This window comes from Thalassotalea ponticola, assembly GCF_041379045.1.
Classification (GTDB): Bacteria; Pseudomonadota; Gammaproteobacteria; order Enterobacterales; family Alteromonadaceae; genus Thalassotalea_A; species Thalassotalea_A ponticola.
Map to the genome: position 1 here is coordinate 261,581 of NZ_CP166871.1, position 19,419 is coordinate 280,999.

General features: G+C 38.9%; 16 protein-coding genes. 4 read left to right on the forward strand and 12 right to left on the reverse strand.

Annotated elements, in window-relative coordinates; translation table 11 throughout:
* Position 1: 1 nt before the first annotated feature.
* The 3 genes from dpdF to ACAY30_RS01185 all read right to left on the reverse strand — a co-directional run bounded on the left by dpdF (position 2) and on the right by ACAY30_RS01185 (position 6,519).
* Positions 2-2,413: a protein DpdF gene (gene dpdF / locus ACAY30_RS01175; RefSeq protein WP_290251180.1), complete on the reverse strand. Its 2,412-nt coding sequence runs from the start codon at positions 2,411-2,413 to the stop codon at positions 2-4.
* Complete coding sequence (gene dpdE / locus ACAY30_RS01180) at positions 2,413-5,514, reverse strand: protein DpdE (RefSeq protein WP_290251179.1); 3,102 nt, start codon at positions 5,512-5,514, stop codon at positions 2,413-2,415. The genes dpdF and dpdE overlap by 1 nt, the downstream gene beginning before the upstream one ends.
* A gap of 432 nt (positions 5,515-5,946) precedes the next feature.
* Positions 5,947-6,519, reverse strand: a complete 573-nt coding sequence (locus ACAY30_RS01185) for a recombinase family protein (RefSeq protein ID WP_290251178.1) — start codon at positions 6,517-6,519, stop codon at positions 5,947-5,949.
* A 285-nt stretch (positions 6,520-6,804) separates the two neighbouring features.
* On the opposite strand from ACAY30_RS01185, the gene ACAY30_RS01190 reads away from it, so the two are divergent.
* The 4 genes from ACAY30_RS01190 to ACAY30_RS01205 all read left to right on the forward strand — a co-directional run bounded on the left by ACAY30_RS01190 (position 6,805) and on the right by ACAY30_RS01205 (position 9,578).
* On the forward strand, positions 6,805-7,188 hold the full coding sequence (locus tag ACAY30_RS01190; RefSeq protein WP_290251177.1) for a hypothetical protein: 384 nt from the start codon (positions 6,805-6,807) through the stop codon (positions 7,186-7,188).
* Positions 7,189-7,309: 121 nt separating this feature from the next.
* The gene (locus ACAY30_RS01195) at positions 7,310-7,660 is read left to right on the forward strand and encodes a GNAT family N-acetyltransferase (protein ID WP_290251176.1); all 351 of its coding nucleotides are present in this window, start codon (positions 7,310-7,312) and stop codon (positions 7,658-7,660) included.
* A 372-nt stretch (positions 7,661-8,032) separates the two neighbouring features.
* The gene (locus ACAY30_RS01200; protein WP_290251175.1) at positions 8,033-8,293 is read left to right on the forward strand and encodes a helix-turn-helix domain-containing protein; all 261 of its coding nucleotides are present in this window, start codon (positions 8,033-8,035) and stop codon (positions 8,291-8,293) included.
* Between the two features lies 1 nt (position 8,294).
* Complete coding sequence (locus tag ACAY30_RS01205) at positions 8,295-9,578, forward strand: type II toxin-antitoxin system HipA family toxin (protein ID WP_290251174.1); 1,284 nt, start codon at positions 8,295-8,297, stop codon at positions 9,576-9,578.
* 121 nt (positions 9,579-9,699) lie between these two features.
* On the opposite strand, the gene ACAY30_RS01210 is transcribed toward ACAY30_RS01205, so the two are convergent.
* The 9 genes from ACAY30_RS01210 to ACAY30_RS01250 all read right to left on the reverse strand — a co-directional run bounded on the left by ACAY30_RS01210 (position 9,700) and on the right by ACAY30_RS01250 (position 19,333).
* Positions 9,700-10,089, reverse strand: coding sequence for a hypothetical protein (locus ACAY30_RS01210; protein WP_290251173.1), 390 nt, complete (start codon positions 10,087-10,089; stop codon positions 9,700-9,702).
* Positions 10,090-10,279: 190 nt separating this feature from the next.
* A complete protein-coding gene (locus ACAY30_RS01215) occupies positions 10,280-10,438 on the reverse strand; it encodes a hypothetical protein (protein WP_290251172.1) in 159 nt (52 codons plus the stop codon).
* A gap of 901 nt (positions 10,439-11,339) precedes the next feature.
* Positions 11,340-11,528 carry an AlpA family transcriptional regulator gene (locus ACAY30_RS01220; RefSeq protein ID WP_290251171.1) on the reverse strand — a complete coding sequence of 63 codons (189 nt, stop codon included), beginning with the start codon at positions 11,526-11,528 and terminating at the stop codon, positions 11,340-11,342.
* Positions 11,525-12,745: a tyrosine-type recombinase/integrase gene (locus ACAY30_RS01225; RefSeq protein ID WP_290251170.1), complete on the reverse strand. Its 1,221-nt coding sequence runs from the start codon at positions 12,743-12,745 to the stop codon at positions 11,525-11,527. The genes ACAY30_RS01220 and ACAY30_RS01225 overlap by 4 nt, the downstream gene beginning before the upstream one ends.
* Before the next feature lie 858 nt (positions 12,746-13,603).
* The gene (locus tag ACAY30_RS01230) at positions 13,604-13,936 is read right to left on the reverse strand and encodes a hypothetical protein (protein WP_290251169.1); all 333 of its coding nucleotides are present in this window, start codon (positions 13,934-13,936) and stop codon (positions 13,604-13,606) included.
* Positions 13,937-14,082: 146 nt separating this feature from the next.
* Positions 14,083-15,270, reverse strand: a complete 1,188-nt coding sequence (locus ACAY30_RS01235; RefSeq protein WP_290251168.1) for a site-specific integrase — start codon at positions 15,268-15,270, stop codon at positions 14,083-14,085.
* A 465-nt stretch (positions 15,271-15,735) separates the two neighbouring features.
* Positions 15,736-16,869 carry an HNH endonuclease gene (locus ACAY30_RS01240; protein WP_290251167.1) on the reverse strand — a complete coding sequence of 378 codons (1,134 nt, stop codon included), beginning with the start codon at positions 16,867-16,869 and terminating at the stop codon, positions 15,736-15,738.
* Positions 16,869-17,570 (reverse strand): OmpA family protein, encoded by a 702-nt coding sequence (locus ACAY30_RS01245; protein WP_290251166.1) that lies wholly within the window; start codon positions 17,568-17,570, stop codon positions 16,869-16,871. The genes ACAY30_RS01240 and ACAY30_RS01245 overlap by 1 nt, the downstream gene beginning before the upstream one ends.
* Positions 17,570-19,333: a MotA/TolQ/ExbB proton channel family protein gene (locus tag ACAY30_RS01250; protein WP_290251165.1), complete on the reverse strand. Its 1,764-nt coding sequence runs from the start codon at positions 19,331-19,333 to the stop codon at positions 17,570-17,572. The genes ACAY30_RS01245 and ACAY30_RS01250 overlap by 1 nt, the downstream gene beginning before the upstream one ends.
* Positions 19,334-19,419 lie beyond the last annotated feature (86 nt).

A 19,419-nucleotide genomic window follows, 5' to 3' on the forward strand; every position in this document is an offset into this window, starting at 1 on the left:
ATTATGAACTCACTAAGTACCCTAAATGTTTAACGGTATTACCAGACTCCCACCACTTCCTATGTGGATTTATAGGGTCTTTCAGTTGTGCATTGGCAATAAAAATATTGGAACAGTTTTCTTGCCATTCATCCGGTATTTGTGCCGTTTCGAGAAAGAAGACATCGTCTTGAACAATAAACTTTGAGTAATTAAACAGATACTCTTTACCTTCAGCGTAATCATCAAATGTTTCATAAAACCACGCTTGCTTATTAAGTCTTTTTAAATAAGGTTGAGCTAGATTAAGAAATTGCTTTGAACATACCAGCATAGATATTTGCCCACGAATGAGTGCCTTTTTAAATGCTTTTATAATTTCTTCGGTAGAAGTGATGGATTGGTCATAATAAAAAAGGCTGTTCTTCGGGAAATCTTCAAACATTTTAGTTATTTTTATGTTGTGACCAACTAAGTATTTATGTTGTTCACGATTATTATCTACATCACAAGTGCCACAAGCTTTTAAAGGCACGAATCCATCTAATGTAAAACTTTTTGCTAGAGTGTCACAAAGGTAATTAGAGTCATTCAGCCAATCCATTAGATAGTTTAATCTTTTCTGTTCAATTTTTATTTCTTGGTCACGATGAGGCGCTAGTGTATTTTCCCAGGTATCTGTAATGAGGTGCCTGTCGTGTAAAGTTTCCACTATCACTGTATTTGTGAAATGTCGCCAAAATGTTGGCCAATCTTCTTTATCTTTTGGCACTGAAGTTGGGTCTGGATAGGAAAGCCTTATCAGGTTTGAGCGTTGCATCAGTAACAAGGTCTTCCAGTTCCATATTTCATTGGCATCGGTATTACGCTCAATGTGATATGCTTGAGTATTGACCTGGACTTGGTAAGTATTCTCTGTGATCTGTTTTCGAGTTCTCCACATTGCGTGCCAACGTTTATAACCGAGTTCAGCACTTATTCTTTTGTTTTTATTTCGAATGTTTAGTTGTTTTTGGTGATATATCACTTCACAATACGAAGCTTTACCATCGCGACCGCTTCTTCCAATCTCTTGGTAATATGAATCGATATTTTCACTCACCCCAGCATGAAGAACACACCTTACATCGGCTTTGTCAATCCCTACTCCAAAAGCAGATGTTGCGATTATTATATCTATTTCATTTTTTTCCCATAGTTCAATAATTTTGCTTCGTTCGGTACCTACAGTATCAGAAGTAAATATTCGTAGTCTTTCGAGACAGGACTCCGACAATTGCTTATAAATTTGAGCGCAATCATTTTTAGTAGCCGAGTAAACTATTAAAGGCTTGGGACTAGAAATAATTCTATTGATTAATTCTGGCAGGTAGTCAATCTCTTGAACTTTCTTCTTTTTAATAATTGGTTCAGGCCTTAAAAAGGCTCCATTAACCGTAATCAGCTTATCTTGATCGCTTGAAAATAATGTTTTAATAGTAATAAGCGCTTGTTCAGTGAACGTAGCAGATAAAAATACTTTTCTGAACTCGCCACCTTTTTGTGTAAGAGAGTTAAGGAAGGCCCCAACCTTTTGAAACTCAGGACGAAATGATTCCCCCCATGTATCTATCAAGTGTGCCTCATCGAAAATTACATTTTTTAAGCGTTTAGCCTCTGCTACCTTGGATAGCGTTGGTAATAATCCTCCAATAAAGGCTTCTGGAGAAACGAACAATATGCGTTGTTTACCCGATAAAATATCGGCTTTTATGGTCTCTTTGACTTCTTGAGGCAAATCTCCACGCCATGCATATTCAGCAACAGTGTGGTACCCCATATTACTAATGAACTTTTTTAGTCGCCTAGCTTGATCAATAGCTAAAGACGTTGTTGGTACAATAACTATATTTAGCTCATTAGGTTTAATGAAAGCAGTTAAAGTTTCTGTAACTAGTGTTTTACCACAACCTGTCGGTAAATTCACAATAACAGTTGAATCTGACGGTGATAATAGGGTAGTTCTCACTGCTTCTTGTTGAGCTTGACTTGTAAATGTCGAATATGGAAGGTTTAAGTCAGTTAATATTGGATCGTGAGCAGGTTCTTCGGAATGCCGTTTTTCAATTAATTGATATACAGGTCCCACATACCTCGAAAGTGACTTAGGATTAAACGTAACTGAGTTTGAACTTGAATCAAAAGTTAGCCCGCAAAGTCGAGCGAACTGAAACTCTACCGTAGAGGGTCTAATACCCAAGTAAAGACTAGGCATCTCATCTATTGATTCAGATGCCAGTACGTCTTTCACCAAATACCAAAATTCGTTTAATTGAAGATCTTTTGAATCTATTGCCTTGGTGAGCCTTTGTTTAAACTGTGTATCTTCAAAGTGCCAAATATTAGCAAGCAAATCTGATTTCTTTTCTTTAGGATAGAAATCCCAAAATAACATTATGATAGTCCCCCAAAAAGCAAGATGTATTTTAAAGTTAGAAGGGTCGCTTTATAAGGTGAGTTTTTATCAATTGAATCTTCATAAAATGCATTTACCGCTGATTTTAGACTACTGTCGTAGACTACATCTACAGCTGTTTCAAAGCGCCTTTTATCAACTTGTCCTTCAATTAATGTCCAAACATCAATAAGTTGTTCTTCGCCTGATATGGTTATGTTTGTATCGCTGTATAGTATTGCCTGTTGCTCGTGAAATATTTTGTTTTTGGTTCTGCTATAAGGTGCGTTAATTAAAGTATTAATGATAGGTGTAGTCTCTAATTGACCTACTTCATTAAACACTTTTGCAAATATTAAAGTATTGTTAGTGGCGTTTATTGCTGTAGGCAAGTTTTGAGATGTGTTGTCTACCTCTATTAACCATTGTGGGATGAAGAACAACTTAGGTTGCATTTTTCCTGGGATTTGCCTGATAATTGCACTGCTATTACCCAGTGGTGATGCTTTTGATGCTTCCGCGATTGCATCAACAAAAGGTTGCCCGTATCTCAGAGGATAGCTACCACTTTCCACACTAAGTCTTCTAGACAGTGATAATTCACAGGTGACAGGAGCATTATATGACGATGATTCGATATCTAGACCAACAATACATCTATCGATTAAGGTCGACGATTTCATTTTTGTTCTACCGGGGATATAGCGAAAGCGATAACTACTATCGTCTATTTTTTGTTTGCTAAATAGAATACCCTCTGTGATCCAATCACTTAATGCCTTTGATTCATCAAAAACATCATCAGAGTGGCGCATATCAGCCAAGATTTTCTTAGCGTTAACCTTATCGAGGTCCACTGTCGCAAGTTTTGCTATTATTTCACGGCTGCGATAAATTTCTCGTGTGGTATTTTTCAATATGTTGATAGCATCATCTAGCGCAGCATATCCATTTTCAAGAATATTTGGCCATATATCTGTTTCTAATTTTGAATCAATTTCGTCTTGTATATTGGCTCTATAATAATTAAAACAGCCAATACCTTCTTGTAACGCGAGAGCCCATTTTTTATAAAAGGTATCTTGCTTAGGTGTCAAAACGAAAGTATCGATACCAGATACACCTTTAGACGTTGCACTATATCTATTTAAGCGTCCATTACGTTGCTCTATTCGACTCAGTAAAATAGGCATACTATAGTGAATAGCTAGTCTTTTGTTACCATGGAGGTTTAACCCATCTTCTCCTTTTTCATCACAAACTAGCACTCGAATATCGTCATCATCATTAAATGCTAATGTTTCATTTACTCTGTGACGCTTAATTCCTACTTTTAATTTTTTTAGTAAAAATGAGAATACATCATCAGCGGTTGCGACCTCACCACAAAAAATGACAGCCTTACCATTTGGGTTGTTATTTAACCACTCTGAAAGGGCCTTCTCTAATGCGTTATTCTTTGATTCCTGCTCAAGAGGGGCCTGCTCAATTATATTCATCCAATGTTCAGTTTCGATGTCGGATAGATTGCTTTTTGATAGGTAGTCCCGAACTTTTTCTGAGAAAAAAATCGGACTGGTCAACAAGGATTCTGACCACGCCTTAAACTGCTCTAATGACATTGGACGGAATAAATCTGTATTATTAGCTAATTCGGAGCGGTATTGTTCAAAGTGTTCGTCTAAATATGAGCTGCCATTTGGACTCTCCCAATTAATAAATTGAGCTTTATTTAATCCCGGAAATAACAGTTCGATATCGCTATCTTTCGAACTTGACTCTTCGAATCCTGTAGCGCGAGAATTTCTTAACATGCGAAAGTCATACAAGTAACTTTGCTTGAAGTGATTCGAAATCTCAAGAATTAATTCATTTCGTCTGTTTGGATCATCATTGTCTGAAAACAAATCGACTAATGGTCTCAAATCAACAATAAGTCTTTGAAGGAAATCATCATTTAAATTGAAAGCCTCTATATCGTCTAACGCGCCATCAATTAAGTCGTCATCATTTTCAGGTTTAAGTAATCGAGAAACTTCCTGAAAGCGATTCTGTAATGGTAAAGATTGATTAAATACAGAAATAGAAGACTCTGTTATTGGAAAGCGGTTTTGATCAAGTAAATGCAGTAATGCATAATATGATGACGGATGTCCTGTCATTGGCGTGCCGGTCAATAATAGTGTCACTTCTGATTGGCTAGTTAGTCCCGAAATCGAATTAAATAATAACTGCTCTGTTATCTTAGCATTGAAAGGGAAGCTTGATATTTGATGGGCTTCATCTAGTACGACCATAGATGGTATATCATCATACATCATAGCTTTCGCATATGAAGAAATATGGATTATTTGAGTAGTGTTGTCTGGATCAGTATTAAGTAAGCTTCCTAAATGAAAGCGTTTGGTTAATTCCCATTCCCATTGTTCAATTAATGTATCTGGAACTATTATTAAAACCTTACTCTCTCGCCCTTTCTCAATAATATGTTGGCGGATTACAAAACCAGCTTCAATTGTCTTACCCAGTCCAACTTCATCACACAATAGGTATTTTTTATTATCTGACTTTAATATTTCTTGAACGACTGCAAGTTGATGAGCTTCCAACTCTACCGAACTTGAAATGAGTGATGATAGGCCATGACATGAGCGTTTTTGTTCATAGTAGTTATGATAAAACTTAGATAACGTATTACATAAATATGGTGATGATGTACCTTGCCCTTTTAAGAAGTTAGAGGGACAAAATTCAGTGTTTGGAAATGCGTTAGGGATGAATAGTTCTGTGAAGTCATAGACATCTCGCATATCTTTCGAAAAGGATATTAAAGCCTGATTACCAGGGCGATCACCATCGTAATGTCCCATCTTCCATGTGTTTGTATTGGGAAACTTAACAAACACTTCAGATCTTTCACCTAGTGATGTAACTAACTCTAAGTGTTCAATATCAATTTCTATTTGATTTGAAAGAGGTTTGTTGGGAGCAATGAAAAAGGCAACTAATGCAGTCAGACCATCGCCAGAAAATGAAGCTATCTTTCCAATTCCAGCAAAGTTGGAAGGGGAGCTAACTAATGCCCCAATACTTAAATTCACAATACACTCCTAACTAAACCACAAGAAATTCGAAGATTTTATAGGAAGTATGATATGAGTAAAATAGGTTCAAAGCTGTAATATTTTGTGCTCGCCATCTTCCATGAAAAAGCATCTTTTAGTCACTATACTATCAATGAATATCGAAAGGAAATAGTAAATATCACACAGCCTCCAGGCTCAGGTATAACCTCTAGTTATTGATGATTCTTAATCTTAAATTTGTCGCAAGAGACTTGGTTATTACTATGTTAGATGTGGATGGGGCCCTACACTAACAGAAAACTATACCTTAATTATGAAAAGCAGATAACATCACGATATTCTGTGCAGTATTAGTGGCCGTAATGGCTTAAGGTAATTTGGCCTTGTTAACTTCACTTATTCAATTGCGTACTCCTATCGGAAGGCGTATTTAATTCCGCTAATACATTAGCTTAAGTCAGAGTTTGCAATATCTACTTGCTCCTTAGCCACATTGTATACAGTAGTGCGACTACAATTAAGGCTTCGAGCAATACTGTTCTTCGAGTAACCAGAACGTAGTAATTCCAAAATTTTCAATCGCAACACCGTGTCTTTATGCCGACCTAAGTGTTTTCCTTCTGCTTTGGCTTTGTCTTGACCTTCTTTACGGCGCTGATTTATACGCTTTCGCTCTAGTTCAGCGAAAGTAGACATGACTGTGAAAATAACATGACCAAGGTCACTATTGATATCCACGTCGCCTAAATCTAGAAGCTTAAGGCCAATACCATTATCTTTTAGCTGCTTTGCTATTGTGAGGGCATCTATTGTATTTCTTGCTAGCCGATCGGTCTTGGTTACAATGATAGTGTCGCCTTCCCGAGCAAAGCTCATCAACTCGTTTAGTTTTGGCCTATTTGATGATTTACCTGATATCTTTTCAGAGAATATTTTTTTACAGCCTAATTTTGTAAGCTGGTCCATTTGGAGTTTTAGATCTTGGTCAGTCGTGCTCACACGAGCGTAGCCTATCTTCATTGTTCTTATCCTTAGGTGTACAAAATGTTTAGAACTATTGTGTGTACAGTACAGAAATTCATGTACCTAACTTTTTGAACAACCTTATCGCACTTTTTTGCTATGTCCAGAAAGGTACACCTTTTTGAACAATGGAGAGGCAAAGTCTGAATCGACTAGTTATTGGACTTGAAAGAAAGCTTAGTGCTCTTATAAGTTAGTTAAAAGAGAAATTACAAGTTATTGATTTATTTATTGTTGTGTATAATTTAGGCTTAATGATATTACTAACTCAGGAATATATTGATGGAAAAGTACGTAGATGTAACTAAAACTGCAGCAGAGGTTGGCTATGGCTTCAGTACATTAAAAGCGCCTGTATTGATATCACCCAAATTATGGGATATTTGCGTTCGATGGAATGATGAAGACACGAATGCCCAAGAATACCAAGAGCAAGAGACCAGGCTGTGGGATATTCTTTTTGTGTGTGGAACAACGTTAGAAATGAATATTAATAGCTTCATTAATTCGATGGCTCACCAGTTCCATATTCTTGTCATTCCAAGAGATGGTGAATCAATAATGCCAGTAAAGGCAGTAATGAAAGCCACAGGAAATCCTGAACATGGCACACTTGAAATTGATCTTTTTGAACTGATATCTGAAGAAAGCGAAGAGTTGTGGTAAATAATCAGGAGAAATATTGAAAGTATTCAGTTAAGTAAACTTGAGATTAGATAGAGTAAGGACGACTCCGCTAGGAAGTTACTAAAAAACCGGTTGAATAGACGAAAGGTATAATCATCCTATGGAATTTCATGATAAGAAAAATAATTTGATAATGGTCACTAATGACGGTCTCAACGTGATTGCTTACCATAACGATATAGAAATCGGCCGTATTGAATTTGATGAACGCGATGAAGGTACAATTTTGTATTACATGAATGTGGAGGCTAACTACCAAAGACAGGGTATCGCACGTCAGATGATGAATGAAGCCGTAAATATCCATGGAAATAATTTTGGGAAACCAAGTTTTTCATCATCAGGAGGAGAGTGCCATGAGTACTATACTCAAGAAGGTGCCGCATTTATTCATTACTGTATCAAAAAAGGTTTGTTATTAGATACTGAAATTCAAGAGTATGACAGCTAAGTGATAATATGTACTTTGAGTCTTCTGAGATCTCTCTCATAGCTTTTTCAGTCGGTAAAAGTCGTTACTGTTGGTCTATTCAAAGCTTACACGGAGCATTTCTTAAATATAGCGCCTTTGTAACTGATAGCGCCGTCATGTATTAAAGTACACTATTTGGGGCAGTTGGCTTCATAAACGGTGTTGGCCTCTCAGTAGCATCTGAATTCATAAGCAAGCTAAATTCAACATCGATTAATTGATATACCTCCTGGGGTATATTTAATGCTTTATACCGTTAAAGGTATAAAGTTCAACCATTGACATATATACCCTTAAAGGTATATATGTATAAATAAACCCTTTGGGGTATAAAGTGATCTGGTGGTTGTTATGAAGTTGAATAATTCAAAAGAGTTAGCTGACTATATAAAGATGCAACGTAAAAAGTTGCAACGTACACAAACTGATGTGGCACAACATGTTGGCCTAAAGCAGAAAACAATTTCAGCTATTGAAAACTCGGCTGGCACATCAAGAATTGATACCTTATTCAAGGTAGCTAATGAGTTGGGGTTATCTGTCGAGCTCAAGCCTAAACAAGAAAACACCGGTGACGGAGCACAAAATTCCAGTTGGGATCAGGAGTGGTAAAATGGAGCTGTTTGTCAGTTTGAATGGTATCCATGTCGGTACCTTGGAAAAAGATAAAAGCGGAGGTATGCACTTTTCGTATACTGATGCATGGATAAATCGTCCTGGCGCCCGACCGATTTCTTTGTCGTTACCAATCACGCAAAAAATCTACTCAGGTGATGTGGTATATAACTTCTTTGATAACTTACTTCCTGATAACTCGGATATTCGAAATAAAATACAAGCGCGATTTAAAGTCGGCTCTGGGCATGCGTTTGATCTTTTAGCCGCTGTTGGTAGTGATTGTGTTGGGGCTATTCAACTATCGTCTGAAGAGCCTAGGGATGTCAGACATATAGAGTATAAGTCGATATCTGAGCATGATATTGAAAAGCTATTACAGGGCTATAAATATAGCCCACTGGGCATGGAAGTCGATGATGAAGACTTTAGGATTTCAATTGCCGGAGCGCAAGAAAAAACGGCACTACTGAAAATAGCAAATCAATGGGCCAAGCCAATAGGGACAACCCCGACAAGCCACATCATAAAGTTACCGATGGGCGAGCTGCCACAGGTTGGAATCGATTTAACCGATAGCTGTGAGAATGAATTTATTTGCCTAGAACTTGCCAGAGCTTTTGGTTTTGATGTGGCTAATTCAGAGGTGTTGTACTTTGGTGAGCAAAAAGTATTAAGTGTTGAACGCTTTGACCGTAAATATGCCTTGGATGGTTCATGGCTAATGCGATTGCCACAAGAAGACTTCTGTCAAGCAATGGGCATCTCATCAGCTCAGAAATACCAATCAGATGGTGGTCCAAGTATTTCGGACTGTTTAAGTTTGCTATCAGCATCTTCAAACATTGACGATAGAGAAACTTTTTTTAAGACACAGATATTCTTTTGGTTGATTGCTGCTATTGATGGGCATGGGAAGAACTTTAGCGTATTCCTTCAATCTGACAACAACTATTGTATGACGCCGCTGTACGACATCATCTCAGCATACCCTGTACTGTCTAAAAAGGGACTGCAAGCTCAAAAAATAAAAATGGCCATGTCGTTAAAGGGCAAGAATACTCAATGGCGGTGGAGCAAGATTCAGCCTCGTCATTTTTTATCTACGGCTCAACATGTCAAATATCCGGTAGATAAAGTGACACAGCATTACGAATACTTTATCGAAAATGTTGAAAACGCAATTACTCAGGTGGAAGCAAAAATTGCTGATCACTTTCCCGCTTATGTAGCAGAATCAATATTTACAGGCTTACGAAAGCAAGCGACAAAAAAGTTATGATCAAAGTGTTCTATTGTCGCCATGTCTTGGTGCGACTTAGCATACTATAAAATGGGGAACCAATCGACACCCTATTTTATAATATGTATCTCTCAATGAATTTTCGAAAAAACGACTAGAGTTATTTTTGTTCCAATAGCCGATATAATGTGTTGATTAGCTCATTTACGCGTTGACGAACGCTTTTGATATGGCCTTGGAGGCAAAATTTATCTATTAAGTCTTGACCAAAGCGGATTCGTGTTTGTCTTCGGAGATCTTTGATTATACAGTCTCCCTGAAAGCCTTGATATGCGTCTTCCAGAAAATCATCAATTTGAGCCTTAAGTGATTTCACCTCTGTAATTGCTTTTTTGAGTTCATCTCTTTGACTTGTTGATGGAACTTGATGGGAAGGCTCAAAAAAGGCTTGAGCAAAGTGAGTGAGCTCATCGCCGTTAATTTTCAGTGTATGAGCAAGGTTAGTAAACGTTGCTGAATCCTTAAGTAGCAGATAAGTGTTCGTTTTCAATGTTAATAGTTCCTTATAAAGGTTGATTTTAAAATGAGAGATATCATCACAATAACTTAAAAATTGAATCCGTCTAGAAACTCAATGGTCTGGTTTTTACTAGTGACTTATTGCTTATCTTCATCGTTTAAACACAACGCTATTAAGATGTTAATAGCGATCTCTACATCGGTATCTTGGTTGCTTTCAATCACCTGTTGAACGGAAATTTGCCTCTCCAAAACTTTTTTTTCCACGCATCAGCTTGTCGCTTGCTGATACCCAAAATCATTAGATCTTCTATTTTTAAAAAGCCTTTTATCAGTAACATGCCGATTAATAGGCGTTCGAGTTTAGTTGCTTTACGCATAGTTGGTCCCCTAATTCAAAGATAAGACCAACCTAACGTATTCAACTGTGTGTTACTTTGTAAAATGACCTCTAAATCGTGGGCGTTTTGATTTCTGTCGGTATTTCAAGTAAACAAAGAAAACCATCTCTGCGCTAGCGTATGTGATCGTCGATATTCATCATTAGGCAGTCGATAGCGATATAGGGCAGAGTGCATTATGCTAAAACGGAGATTTAATAGAAGTGTCAACGATGTCTTAGAGAGTCTTGAGGGTAAGACAAAGGCACTCATGATGACCTTCATCAGAGTGGACTTTCTGCTATTATCATTTACATATTCAGGGTGGTCGCTAGCCCGCATAAAGTACGCGAGGTAGCGGCATCCCCAAAATAACCCTCCCAAATAATAATTAATGATTGCATATTGGGTCGACCCGGTGAACCGGTATCAGCGCTAATTGACAAATTCAAACCTTTCCTAGCAGTGGGGCCGCGGCTGTTCTTATATACCCACATCTCGGCTGAACTTGTGACAATCAGTTTGTATACCTGACTCCTTTCGCTGACTTTTTTACGTGAGAACGTTGCTTCATTCAAGTGTGTACCTTTTGCACTTATTTATCTGTGCAACTACAATGCCTTCAAGCCTGCATATTATTCCTCGCAGAAAACAAGTTATCCTGCAATGGCGCTAACTCGATGTTGGCATAAACGTCTGCGAGAACTCGCAGAAAAGAATTCTTACTACAAAAATGACGGGCCTAAAGTCCTGCGAGAACTTGCAGGGTTTTCTCGAGCTTGTACACCATATACACAGACGTGAAATGAGCTCTGCGAGTTATCGCAGGAGTGGCATTCTGGTAGAAGTGAAAAAGCCCACCTTGATGTATGGTGAGCTTTATTTCGGAGGGACTAATCTATTACGCTATGTCTAAACTTGCACGCCATTCTTCTACTTCAGACAGTCGCCATCCAATTCTCTTTGGACCCAATTGATAGGCTTTGGGGAAGTCAGATTCTTTGCGGCGCCGATAAATCGTTGCGCGTGATAAAGAGGTTAATTCAATAAGTTCTTTAACAGAGATATATCTATCAGAAAATACAGTCATAAGGACTCCTTTGTTTTTTCAAGTAATATTTTATTGATTATGTCAGCGATATATTTTGCCAATTTTTCATGGGCGATTTTTCTTGGTTCTAATTGAAGGTAGTGGGAATAGTCGCCACCGTGCCGGTGATTGAGGCATAACTCTCGAACATACTCAGATATACCGAGATATTGCATGAGCATGCTTCCTGTGTGCCTTGTACCGTGCATGTTGGTATGATATTTAGAAAATATCGGGGCAAACGCTTTGTTAAATGTTGATTCCGATACCACTGGCGACGCTGATTTTTTTCGAGCGGGTATAACAAATTCTGAATTCGGGTGCATTGAAAACAACTCTTCCAGCCAAGATACCACGACATCTGGTAGCGGTATGGCGATAGAAACCCCTGTTTTACTCGTGAATACTGTTTTACCTTGATACGTCCGCTTAGCAGGCAAGTGCCAAAGTTGATTTTTAAAATCAAACTCAGCTTTTTTTGCCCAAATTAGTTCGTTCTTGCGAATTAGGAGTGTGATCAGAACATATAAGATAAGTACGTTCTCACGTCCTTGGTTCGCGTTAATGATATCGGTTAAAAAGGGCTTGATTTCATCAGTGCCAATGACTCGGCCACCACGTTTTTGCGTGAGTACATAATCTTTTGACGTCAATGTTATGATCGCAACGCCACTGACAGGAAAGCCATATTGCATTGCGAACTTTATTGGACGTTTGATTTCTCTCAATACTTTATCATCGTACGATTCGCCCTTGACGTGAGCCATGATGTCATCAACGTGATAGACGCCTATGTGCTCTATCGGCAAGTGGCCAATTTTGGGAAGAATATGGTTTTCTAAAATGCTTAAGACATTTTGAGGGCGCTTATGGTGTGGTTTGACCCGCCGTTCAAAACATAATAGTGCGACGTCACGAAACGTTTTGTGCGTATGCAATGTTAGCGCGCGATCTCGGGCTGCCTTCGGCGTAATGCCCTGAGCAATACTTTGGCTCATGTCATCTCGCTGACTAACCAATGTCGCTAACGATATCGCCGGGTACTGTCCAAGTTTGAGTTTAATGGGGTGCCCCTGGCACTGCTTGCGAAAGTACGCAGTCGCAGATCCTCTTTCAGTGCCTTTGATGAACGTGAGGCCAAAGCCATCCGATAGGGATTGCTTTGATGGTTCATGTAAAAAATTGGTGAGGTCTAGTTCTGAAATGGTTTTTGGCATCGTCCTGCTCTCTGATTCGTAGATGCCAAAATGTTACCAGTCAGATCTTTTGTCAGGAATTATGCAAATTCGATTTTTTATTAAGCACAGACTCTCTCTAAAGTATCAACATCAACTTTTTATACAGCGAGTCCTCTAAAAAGAGTGTTAGGCATAAGTTGCTTTTTTGTTAGCTAAGTTTGAATGGCCTTTTGAGGGAGATATGCACGCAAAATACTTGTAGTCAATTAAATAACAGGTGTTTTTAGAGAGACGCATAGTCTCCAAAAATCAATGGAGCCGATAATGAACTAAGTCGTTGTAAAGCCTCGGCTATTTCATAAAAAAAGCGTATCGGTCGTATACGGCTTGCAACTTAGGTAGCTTATGATTGAGGCAAAGTTCTGCAATTTTCGGGGGAGACTTTAATCTCTGCAGAAAGCAGAGTACGAGATGTGCGACGAATATCGTGAGGTGAAAAAGAAAAAGAGAGAGGCAATTGTTTAAAGGCATGATTCAAGGTATCGGGGTAAAGGTGCGGTAGAATGCCTTTCTTTTTCGCCGGAAACACCCAGCTACTGCCATTAGCGAATACTCTTAGCTCGTTAAGCCATATGATAGCCTTGTTGGAGAGTGGGATATCAACAGCGCAACGAGACTTTGTTCGCTACCGGCGTCTTTGGTAGTGAAAGAGAGATAGACCTTGTGACGTATTAAATCTAGTTTAGCTATTGCTAAAATACGTCTTTGAGTAAATACAATACACCGTTCATTATGGATGGGCGATGCCGTTTGCCTCAACTTCTCTGCGTACTCAGAAATTTTTACCAACTGTAAACCTACTTAGTTGAATAGCTCATTTATTAACACATCTTTTGGTTACCAATATACTGTTTTATTAGCCGCTATGTTTGCACGCCTACCTATCTCTTCCAGAATAGGCAACAAATATGTGCTCTCAATGAACAGATTGATATCATTGAATTTATCTTTACTTCTTTTTAAAGCTTCTAGGTATAACAACGCTTTTTCTTTTGCAGATAGAGCGTGAAGAAATTTTTTTACAGGCTGTTCATACTCCCAAATGCGGGGTACAGAGTCAGCACTACCGAACTCAAAACATTGTCTCTTAAGTTCCCACCACAAGTATGTATTACTGCGAATGATTCGCTTTATTGTCTCTTTTAATATTTGTTGTTCTTTTCTGGTCATAGGTGATGGGCTACTGCCGCTAAGACTGCATTTATTATTAAATTAGAATACCACCAAGTTGGGTTATGGCTATTATTTTCTTTAAAGAAACGCTCTTTAATTGGTCAAACTTAAAATATTTACTGATTTTTACTTAATTTTGCTCCTCAAAAAATTAATGGCGCCAATAATGAACTAAGTCGTTGTAAAGCCTCGGCTCTTTCATCAAAAAAAGCGTATCGGTCGTATACGGCTTGCAACTTAGGTAGCTTATGATTGAGGCATAACTCAGCAATTTGCGGGGAGACTTTAATCTCTGCAGAAAGCAGAGTACGAGAGGTGCGACGAATATCGTGAGGTGAAAAAGAAAAAGAGAGAGGCAACTTTTTAAAGGCATGATTCAAGGTATCGGGGTAAAGGTGCGGTAGAACGCCTTTCTTTTTCGCTGGAAACACCCAGTTACTGCCATTAGCGAATACTCTTAGCTCGTTAAGCCATATGATAGCCTCGTTTGAGAGTGGGATATCAACAGCGCGTCGAGATTTATTGCGCTCTGCCGGTAGATGCCAGATCTGATTGGTCAAGTCAAATTCCTCCCACGGCGCGCCTAACAGTTCCATTTTGCGTGTGCAGGTGACAAAAAGAAGAGCGGACGCTAGGTAATTGGTGCGAGTAAATGATGGCGCATTACTCCGAGCGGTAGCAAAAAACATCTTGATTTGCTCTAAATTTAAATGCGTATCTTTGGGGTGCTCGGGGCCGCCAGCGTCTTTCGCGGTAAACGATAGGGCCACGTTGTGTCGGGTTAAATCGAGTTTGACGGCGTGTTTAAACAGGTTTTTAAGCAAATACAACACATCGTTGGCAATTGATGGGCGAGGGGGCTTGCATCTGGTGCCACGCTTTATCGCTTGCACGAGATCACTGATATGGAAACCGTCAATTTCGTTGATAAGCTTATGCCCCAATACGCGTTTGATGTCGTTTTGGTATAACGCAAGAAGTCGTTCAGGGTATTTATAGCGGTCAACAATTGTCGTTTGGTAGTAGTGCTCGAAGATGCTGTTCAGCGTCGAGCGATGCCGGCGCTCTTCACGTCGTAAGATATCTTTGGGATCTTTATCTTGAGCAAGGTGGGTTTTGTGGCGTTTGGCCTGCTCTCTCGCATCCTTCAACGACAGTTCAGGGTAACGCCCTAGAAACAATTTTCGAGGTTGCCCGTGATACTGATAACGAAAATAGAAGCTGGCGTTACCGGACTTGGCGAGTGAGAATTGTAAGCCGTTACCGTCGGACTTGCCGCTAATAATGCACTTTTTTTTGATCCATTGCTTGATGAGTTTGTCGCTAAGCATAGAGTTTTCCTAAGGTTTAAAGGAAAGCGCCAAAGACAAAACGAAGACAAACTGAGTACAACTTTGAGTACAAATTTGCTTGAAATTGATGAGATAAATGAGATAAATGAGAAAAGAGACACATCATAAGCCCTTGATATATAAGGGCTATGATACAGGTGAGACAAATGATTTCCTATTCAATGTTCTGGATCTGAATATTTTGTAATTGCCAGGTTGCATTGTTTTATGAGGCTTTCAGCTTTCACTTAGGTGGTTTTGCTTTTCTGTGTCTACGGTTGTTTTTCGAATGTTCGCGGAAAATAGCATACCGTTGGCCCAATTAATCACATGTAATTTTACCTAGTTGATTGCACTAATGTTACCAATAGGTCGCTAAACGACCTTGTGGCGGTAACGAAAATGTCTCAGGTATGGCCTAGTAGCTGCCTCTTCAAATTAATAGTTATTGCAAAACGCCGGTGGCTAGCGAGTATATTTCTGGAATTTAGAAAAGTTGTTTAACGCTTCTTGCGCCGAGAAAACATTCCAGCCTTTACTTTTTAAAACCGGTGCATTTGCTGAATTAATTATTACTGCAACTTTTTTTCTTGGCCAAGACAAATCAAGTGGTATGTTAACTTCATTATGCAGAGCAATTAATCCAAGTTCGGGAGCCGGCAAACTTGTTTGTTTACATTTCATTAGCAGACCCATTAAAGCGGTATCAGCATAACTAATAGCTTGTGAATAATTGGCCGTATCAAGCTTGTGCTGTTCTCTGCGAAGTCTATTGATAGTGACTACGTCATCTGGTTTTATATATAAGTGTTCATGATTTGGCTGTTTTTTATGACAATCGGCACAGACAACCCTTAGATTTTTGATGCTGTTGTTTGATTTGACTCCATCAACATGATGAACGTGCAGAAGGTTTTTATAGTCAGAAAGGTTGATTCCACATTGCTCACAGGTATGATTGTTTTCACTTTTTAGCCTAGATGAAATAGTCGGCCAGTCTGGTGTATATTTATCTACGGCTGTACTTTTCTTGGGCGGCAAACTACTAAAGTATGAACTATAAGTTTTGAAAAACTCCTCAAAGTTAAAGCGATTAAAAATTTCTTTTTTTTGATAACCACTAAATCCACCGTACCCTTGATAATTCAACTTGCTTAAGCAGTTTTTACATACTTTTAAATCGGCCGAGCCCTCTAAATGCTCGCCACTCTGCTCACTTGTACCGTAGACTGCATAGTCCCCATCGGTATTGTTGGTAACCTCATATCGCGGGAATCTTCCTGTATCTCGCATTAGATCTATAGTAGAGCATTCGGCTATGTGTATTCGTCTTCCTTGGCTTCCATCAACTAAAACCGTATCGATGTCATCGCCTTGATCTGGAATATAAAGCATCACTTGGTGACCTTTATAATTAAGGACGCCATTCTCATGTGTAATTTCAGATAGAGAGATATCTTTATCAAGCACACCTGAAATGGTTATCCCAACATTTAGCTCACCAGCTTCCTCAAAGATCAAATCATCGAAATTTACAGAGCTGGCTCCCATTTGCTCTACCGCATTGTGCAGTAATGACAAGTCAACATGTATTCTCATTAACTTGTTTCCAGGATACGCTTTATTTGGATATGCGCGTTAGTGATGGCTCTAAAAGAAACTCTACGAGACTTTTCAGCATTCTCATTGCCAAATTCGTCGACTACAAGTCGTGACGATGAAAAGCCAACAGCGGCGATGTTTGCTTTTATCCATTTGGTCTCACTTGGCACCAAGCCGTATAGGTATGCTAGTACAGATCTGGTTCTGCCCTGTGATAATCGCATATTGTTGAAGTAAGCTTCACTATCGGTGCTTGTGCTATTCCAGGCACTGCTCGTGTGCCCTTCAATACGCACTTCATCCATAGAGGCTCTGTAGGGTTTTAATACGTTTAGGTACCTAGGGAAAAAATCGTTAAGGATTAGTTGAAATTCAGGTTTTAGATCGATCTTTCCATTGTCGAACAACACGTCAGGTGACTTAAAGTTGAATGACAATGTTTCCTTATCAATCTCTGCGCCCCACTTAGGAAGATCTGTTTCAAATTCTTGTAATAAAGCTTCATAGATGGCGACTTGGTTTTCTTGATAGGCAACGGCAACATCTTTAATTTTCTGACTTTCTTGCATCGTATGGCGCATAAAGACTATGGCAATAAACAAAAAAACCATCATAAGTCCAGCCATTAAATCAGAAATGGTAAGCCAATGCTCTCCGCTTTCAGATATAGTCTTGTTTTCACCGAATATCGCTTTCATTAGAATTCTGCTTTCTCACGAACAATTTTGTGCATGGCATTGGTTAGCTGTTGGTAATCCTGAGTAAACTTGCCAGCGATCTTACCAAGTGAGCGACCCATTTCATTCATGACCCGCTGAATCTCAGCCTGCATGCTTTGATCAATCAAGCCTAGCTGCTCTTTTACCGCTTCATCTGTTAAGCCTATTTGCTGTTTAACTGATTGCTCCATTGAGTCAAAAGTACGTTGGGCTTGGCTGATTTGCTGTTTAGCTGATTCTTCAAGCATTGATTGCAACTGTTGTTGCAAGCTCTCAGTTGAATTTACAAATGAATCACGGACTTTTTGTGTATCAGAAATTAGGTCGGTATTGGCTTCTTTAAACGTTGTATTTAGTACTTTTGCATCGTCTACTAGTTTGGCAATCATATCCCTGAATGCGTTATTAAGGTCGGTGATGGTGTCGTCTAGGGTGGCTTTAATCTTTGCAGATTGCTCAGCTAAATAGTCCGAGGAGGTCTGCAAGCTTTCATTAGTACGCGCTGTGTTATTAGTAAACTCGGTGCCAGCTAAGTCTATTTCCTTGCCCATTTTTTCAGAGCTTTCGATTAGCTTAGTTCCAATAGCTTCGATGTTAGATTCGGTTTCAGACTTAAATTTGGTCAGTAGCTCTTCCGATGTGCTGATGTGTTTATTGATAAATTCGTCTGATTCAGTTAAAAGTCTCTCGTAATGCTTACTGGCATCGTTCACTGCACCGCTAATATCTGCTACTGTTCTTTCTACCTGAGCACGTATTTCAGGAACAGCTTCAACTGCCCTATCACGCATATCTTTAAACGCTTCTAGGTGGTTATCTAACTCTGATATTTGATGTTGGTTAACCTCAAGTACATTTTTAAGGTTATTCATTGTTTCAGGAATTACCTGGGCTTCCTGACTTATCTTGGAGATAGAGGCTTCTGTTGATGCGATAGATTGAACGCCGTGTTCATATTGTGCATTCATCTGTTCTAATTGCTGTTTATAGTTTTCCTGCCATTCAACAAGCTTTATGACAGCTTCATTTAACTGCTTAAAGTTGTCGCCGAATTGCTCAGTCAAATTGTTGTTGAAATCAGCTATAACCTGCTTCAACGCTTCGATTATTTCTTCTGTTGCCGACTTCGATAGGGTATCCGCAAAATCCTGCAATTTTAGCCAAAGCTTTTCAGAGAACTCATTGAAATTCTTTACCAACTTTTCGTTTTGTTCCTCAAGAAGCTGCTTATGTAGTTTGGCATTGTCATTGACATCGCCTCGCATAATTTTAAGTTGACCGAATAAAGTAGACTCCTCATTGCCTACAAGTGCCTCTTTTAGTGCGACAGTTTCTTTTACTTGAGTTTGTATAGCTCCAAGGATTGCTTCAGGAGATGCCACAGATACTTGTTCTATTCCTTGTTTTGGTTTTAATACAGGTGTTGTCAAAAGGGACTTAAACACTATTGAAGATAGCATGCCTACCAAGCTGGTGATAAACGCTGTTTTGAGGCCCGCCAACAAGGCGCTGATACTCTGATCAATCTGTGTATGATCAAACTCCATTAGGCCGATAACTATACCTACAAATGTGCCAAATATACCAACTGTGGTAAGTAAAGTGGGGGTATATTGGACAAACTCGTGAGCTTTATTTTGGCGAATCAAATATGTCGACAAAAAGAATACAATGACAATTAATAGAATTACAAAGCTGGTAAACAGCTCGGGATCGATAGTTAGCAACAGCGATTCGATCATGGTTTTCCTTCGCGATTAATTTATTAGAAATACAGCGCGATTTTACAATAATCAAAGTAAAAAAAAAGTAGGAGTTACATTTCTGC

Bases quoted from the DNA above. Each gene is read 5' to 3' on its own strand.
- ACAY30_RS01250 (WP_290251165.1), bottom strand. From the start codon at position 19,333: ATGATCGAATCGCTGTTGCTAACTATCGATCCCGAGCTGTTTACCAGC.
- ACAY30_RS01230 (WP_290251169.1), bottom strand. From the start codon at position 13,936: ATGACCAGAAAAGAACAACAAATATTAAAAGAGACAATAAAGCGAATC.
- ACAY30_RS01220 (WP_290251171.1), bottom strand. From the start codon at position 11,528: ATGACTGTATTTTCTGATAGATATATCTCTGTTAAAGAACTTATTGAA.
- ACAY30_RS01200 (WP_290251175.1), top strand. From the start codon at position 8,033: ATGAAGTTGAATAATTCAAAAGAGTTAGCTGACTATATAAAGATGCAA.
- ACAY30_RS01215 (WP_290251172.1), bottom strand. From the start codon at position 10,438: ATGCGTAAAGCAACTAAACTCGAACGCCTATTAATCGGCATGTTACTG.
- dpdF (WP_290251180.1), bottom strand. From the start codon at position 2,413: ATGTTATTTTGGGATTTCTATCCTAAAGAAAAGAAATCAGATTTGCTT.
- ACAY30_RS01205 (WP_290251174.1), top strand. From the start codon at position 8,295: ATGGAGCTGTTTGTCAGTTTGAATGGTATCCATGTCGGTACCTTGGAA.
- ACAY30_RS01240 (WP_290251167.1), bottom strand. From the start codon at position 16,869: ATGAGAATACATGTTGACTTGTCATTACTGCACAATGCGGTAGAGCAA.
- ACAY30_RS01190 (WP_290251177.1), top strand. From the start codon at position 6,805: ATGGAAAAGTACGTAGATGTAACTAAAACTGCAGCAGAGGTTGGCTAT.
- ACAY30_RS01185 (WP_290251178.1), bottom strand. From the start codon at position 6,519: ATGAAGATAGGCTACGCTCGTGTGAGCACGACTGACCAAGATCTAAAA.
- ACAY30_RS01245 (WP_290251166.1), bottom strand. From the start codon at position 17,570: ATGAAAGCGATATTCGGTGAAAACAAGACTATATCTGAAAGCGGAGAG.
- ACAY30_RS01195 (WP_290251176.1), top strand. From the start codon at position 7,310: ATGGAATTTCATGATAAGAAAAATAATTTGATAATGGTCACTAATGAC.
- ACAY30_RS01225 (WP_290251170.1), bottom strand. From the start codon at position 12,745: ATGCCAAAAACCATTTCAGAACTAGACCTCACCAATTTTTTACATGAA.
- ACAY30_RS01235 (WP_290251168.1), bottom strand. From the start codon at position 15,270: ATGCTTAGCGACAAACTCATCAAGCAATGGATCAAAAAAAAGTGCATT.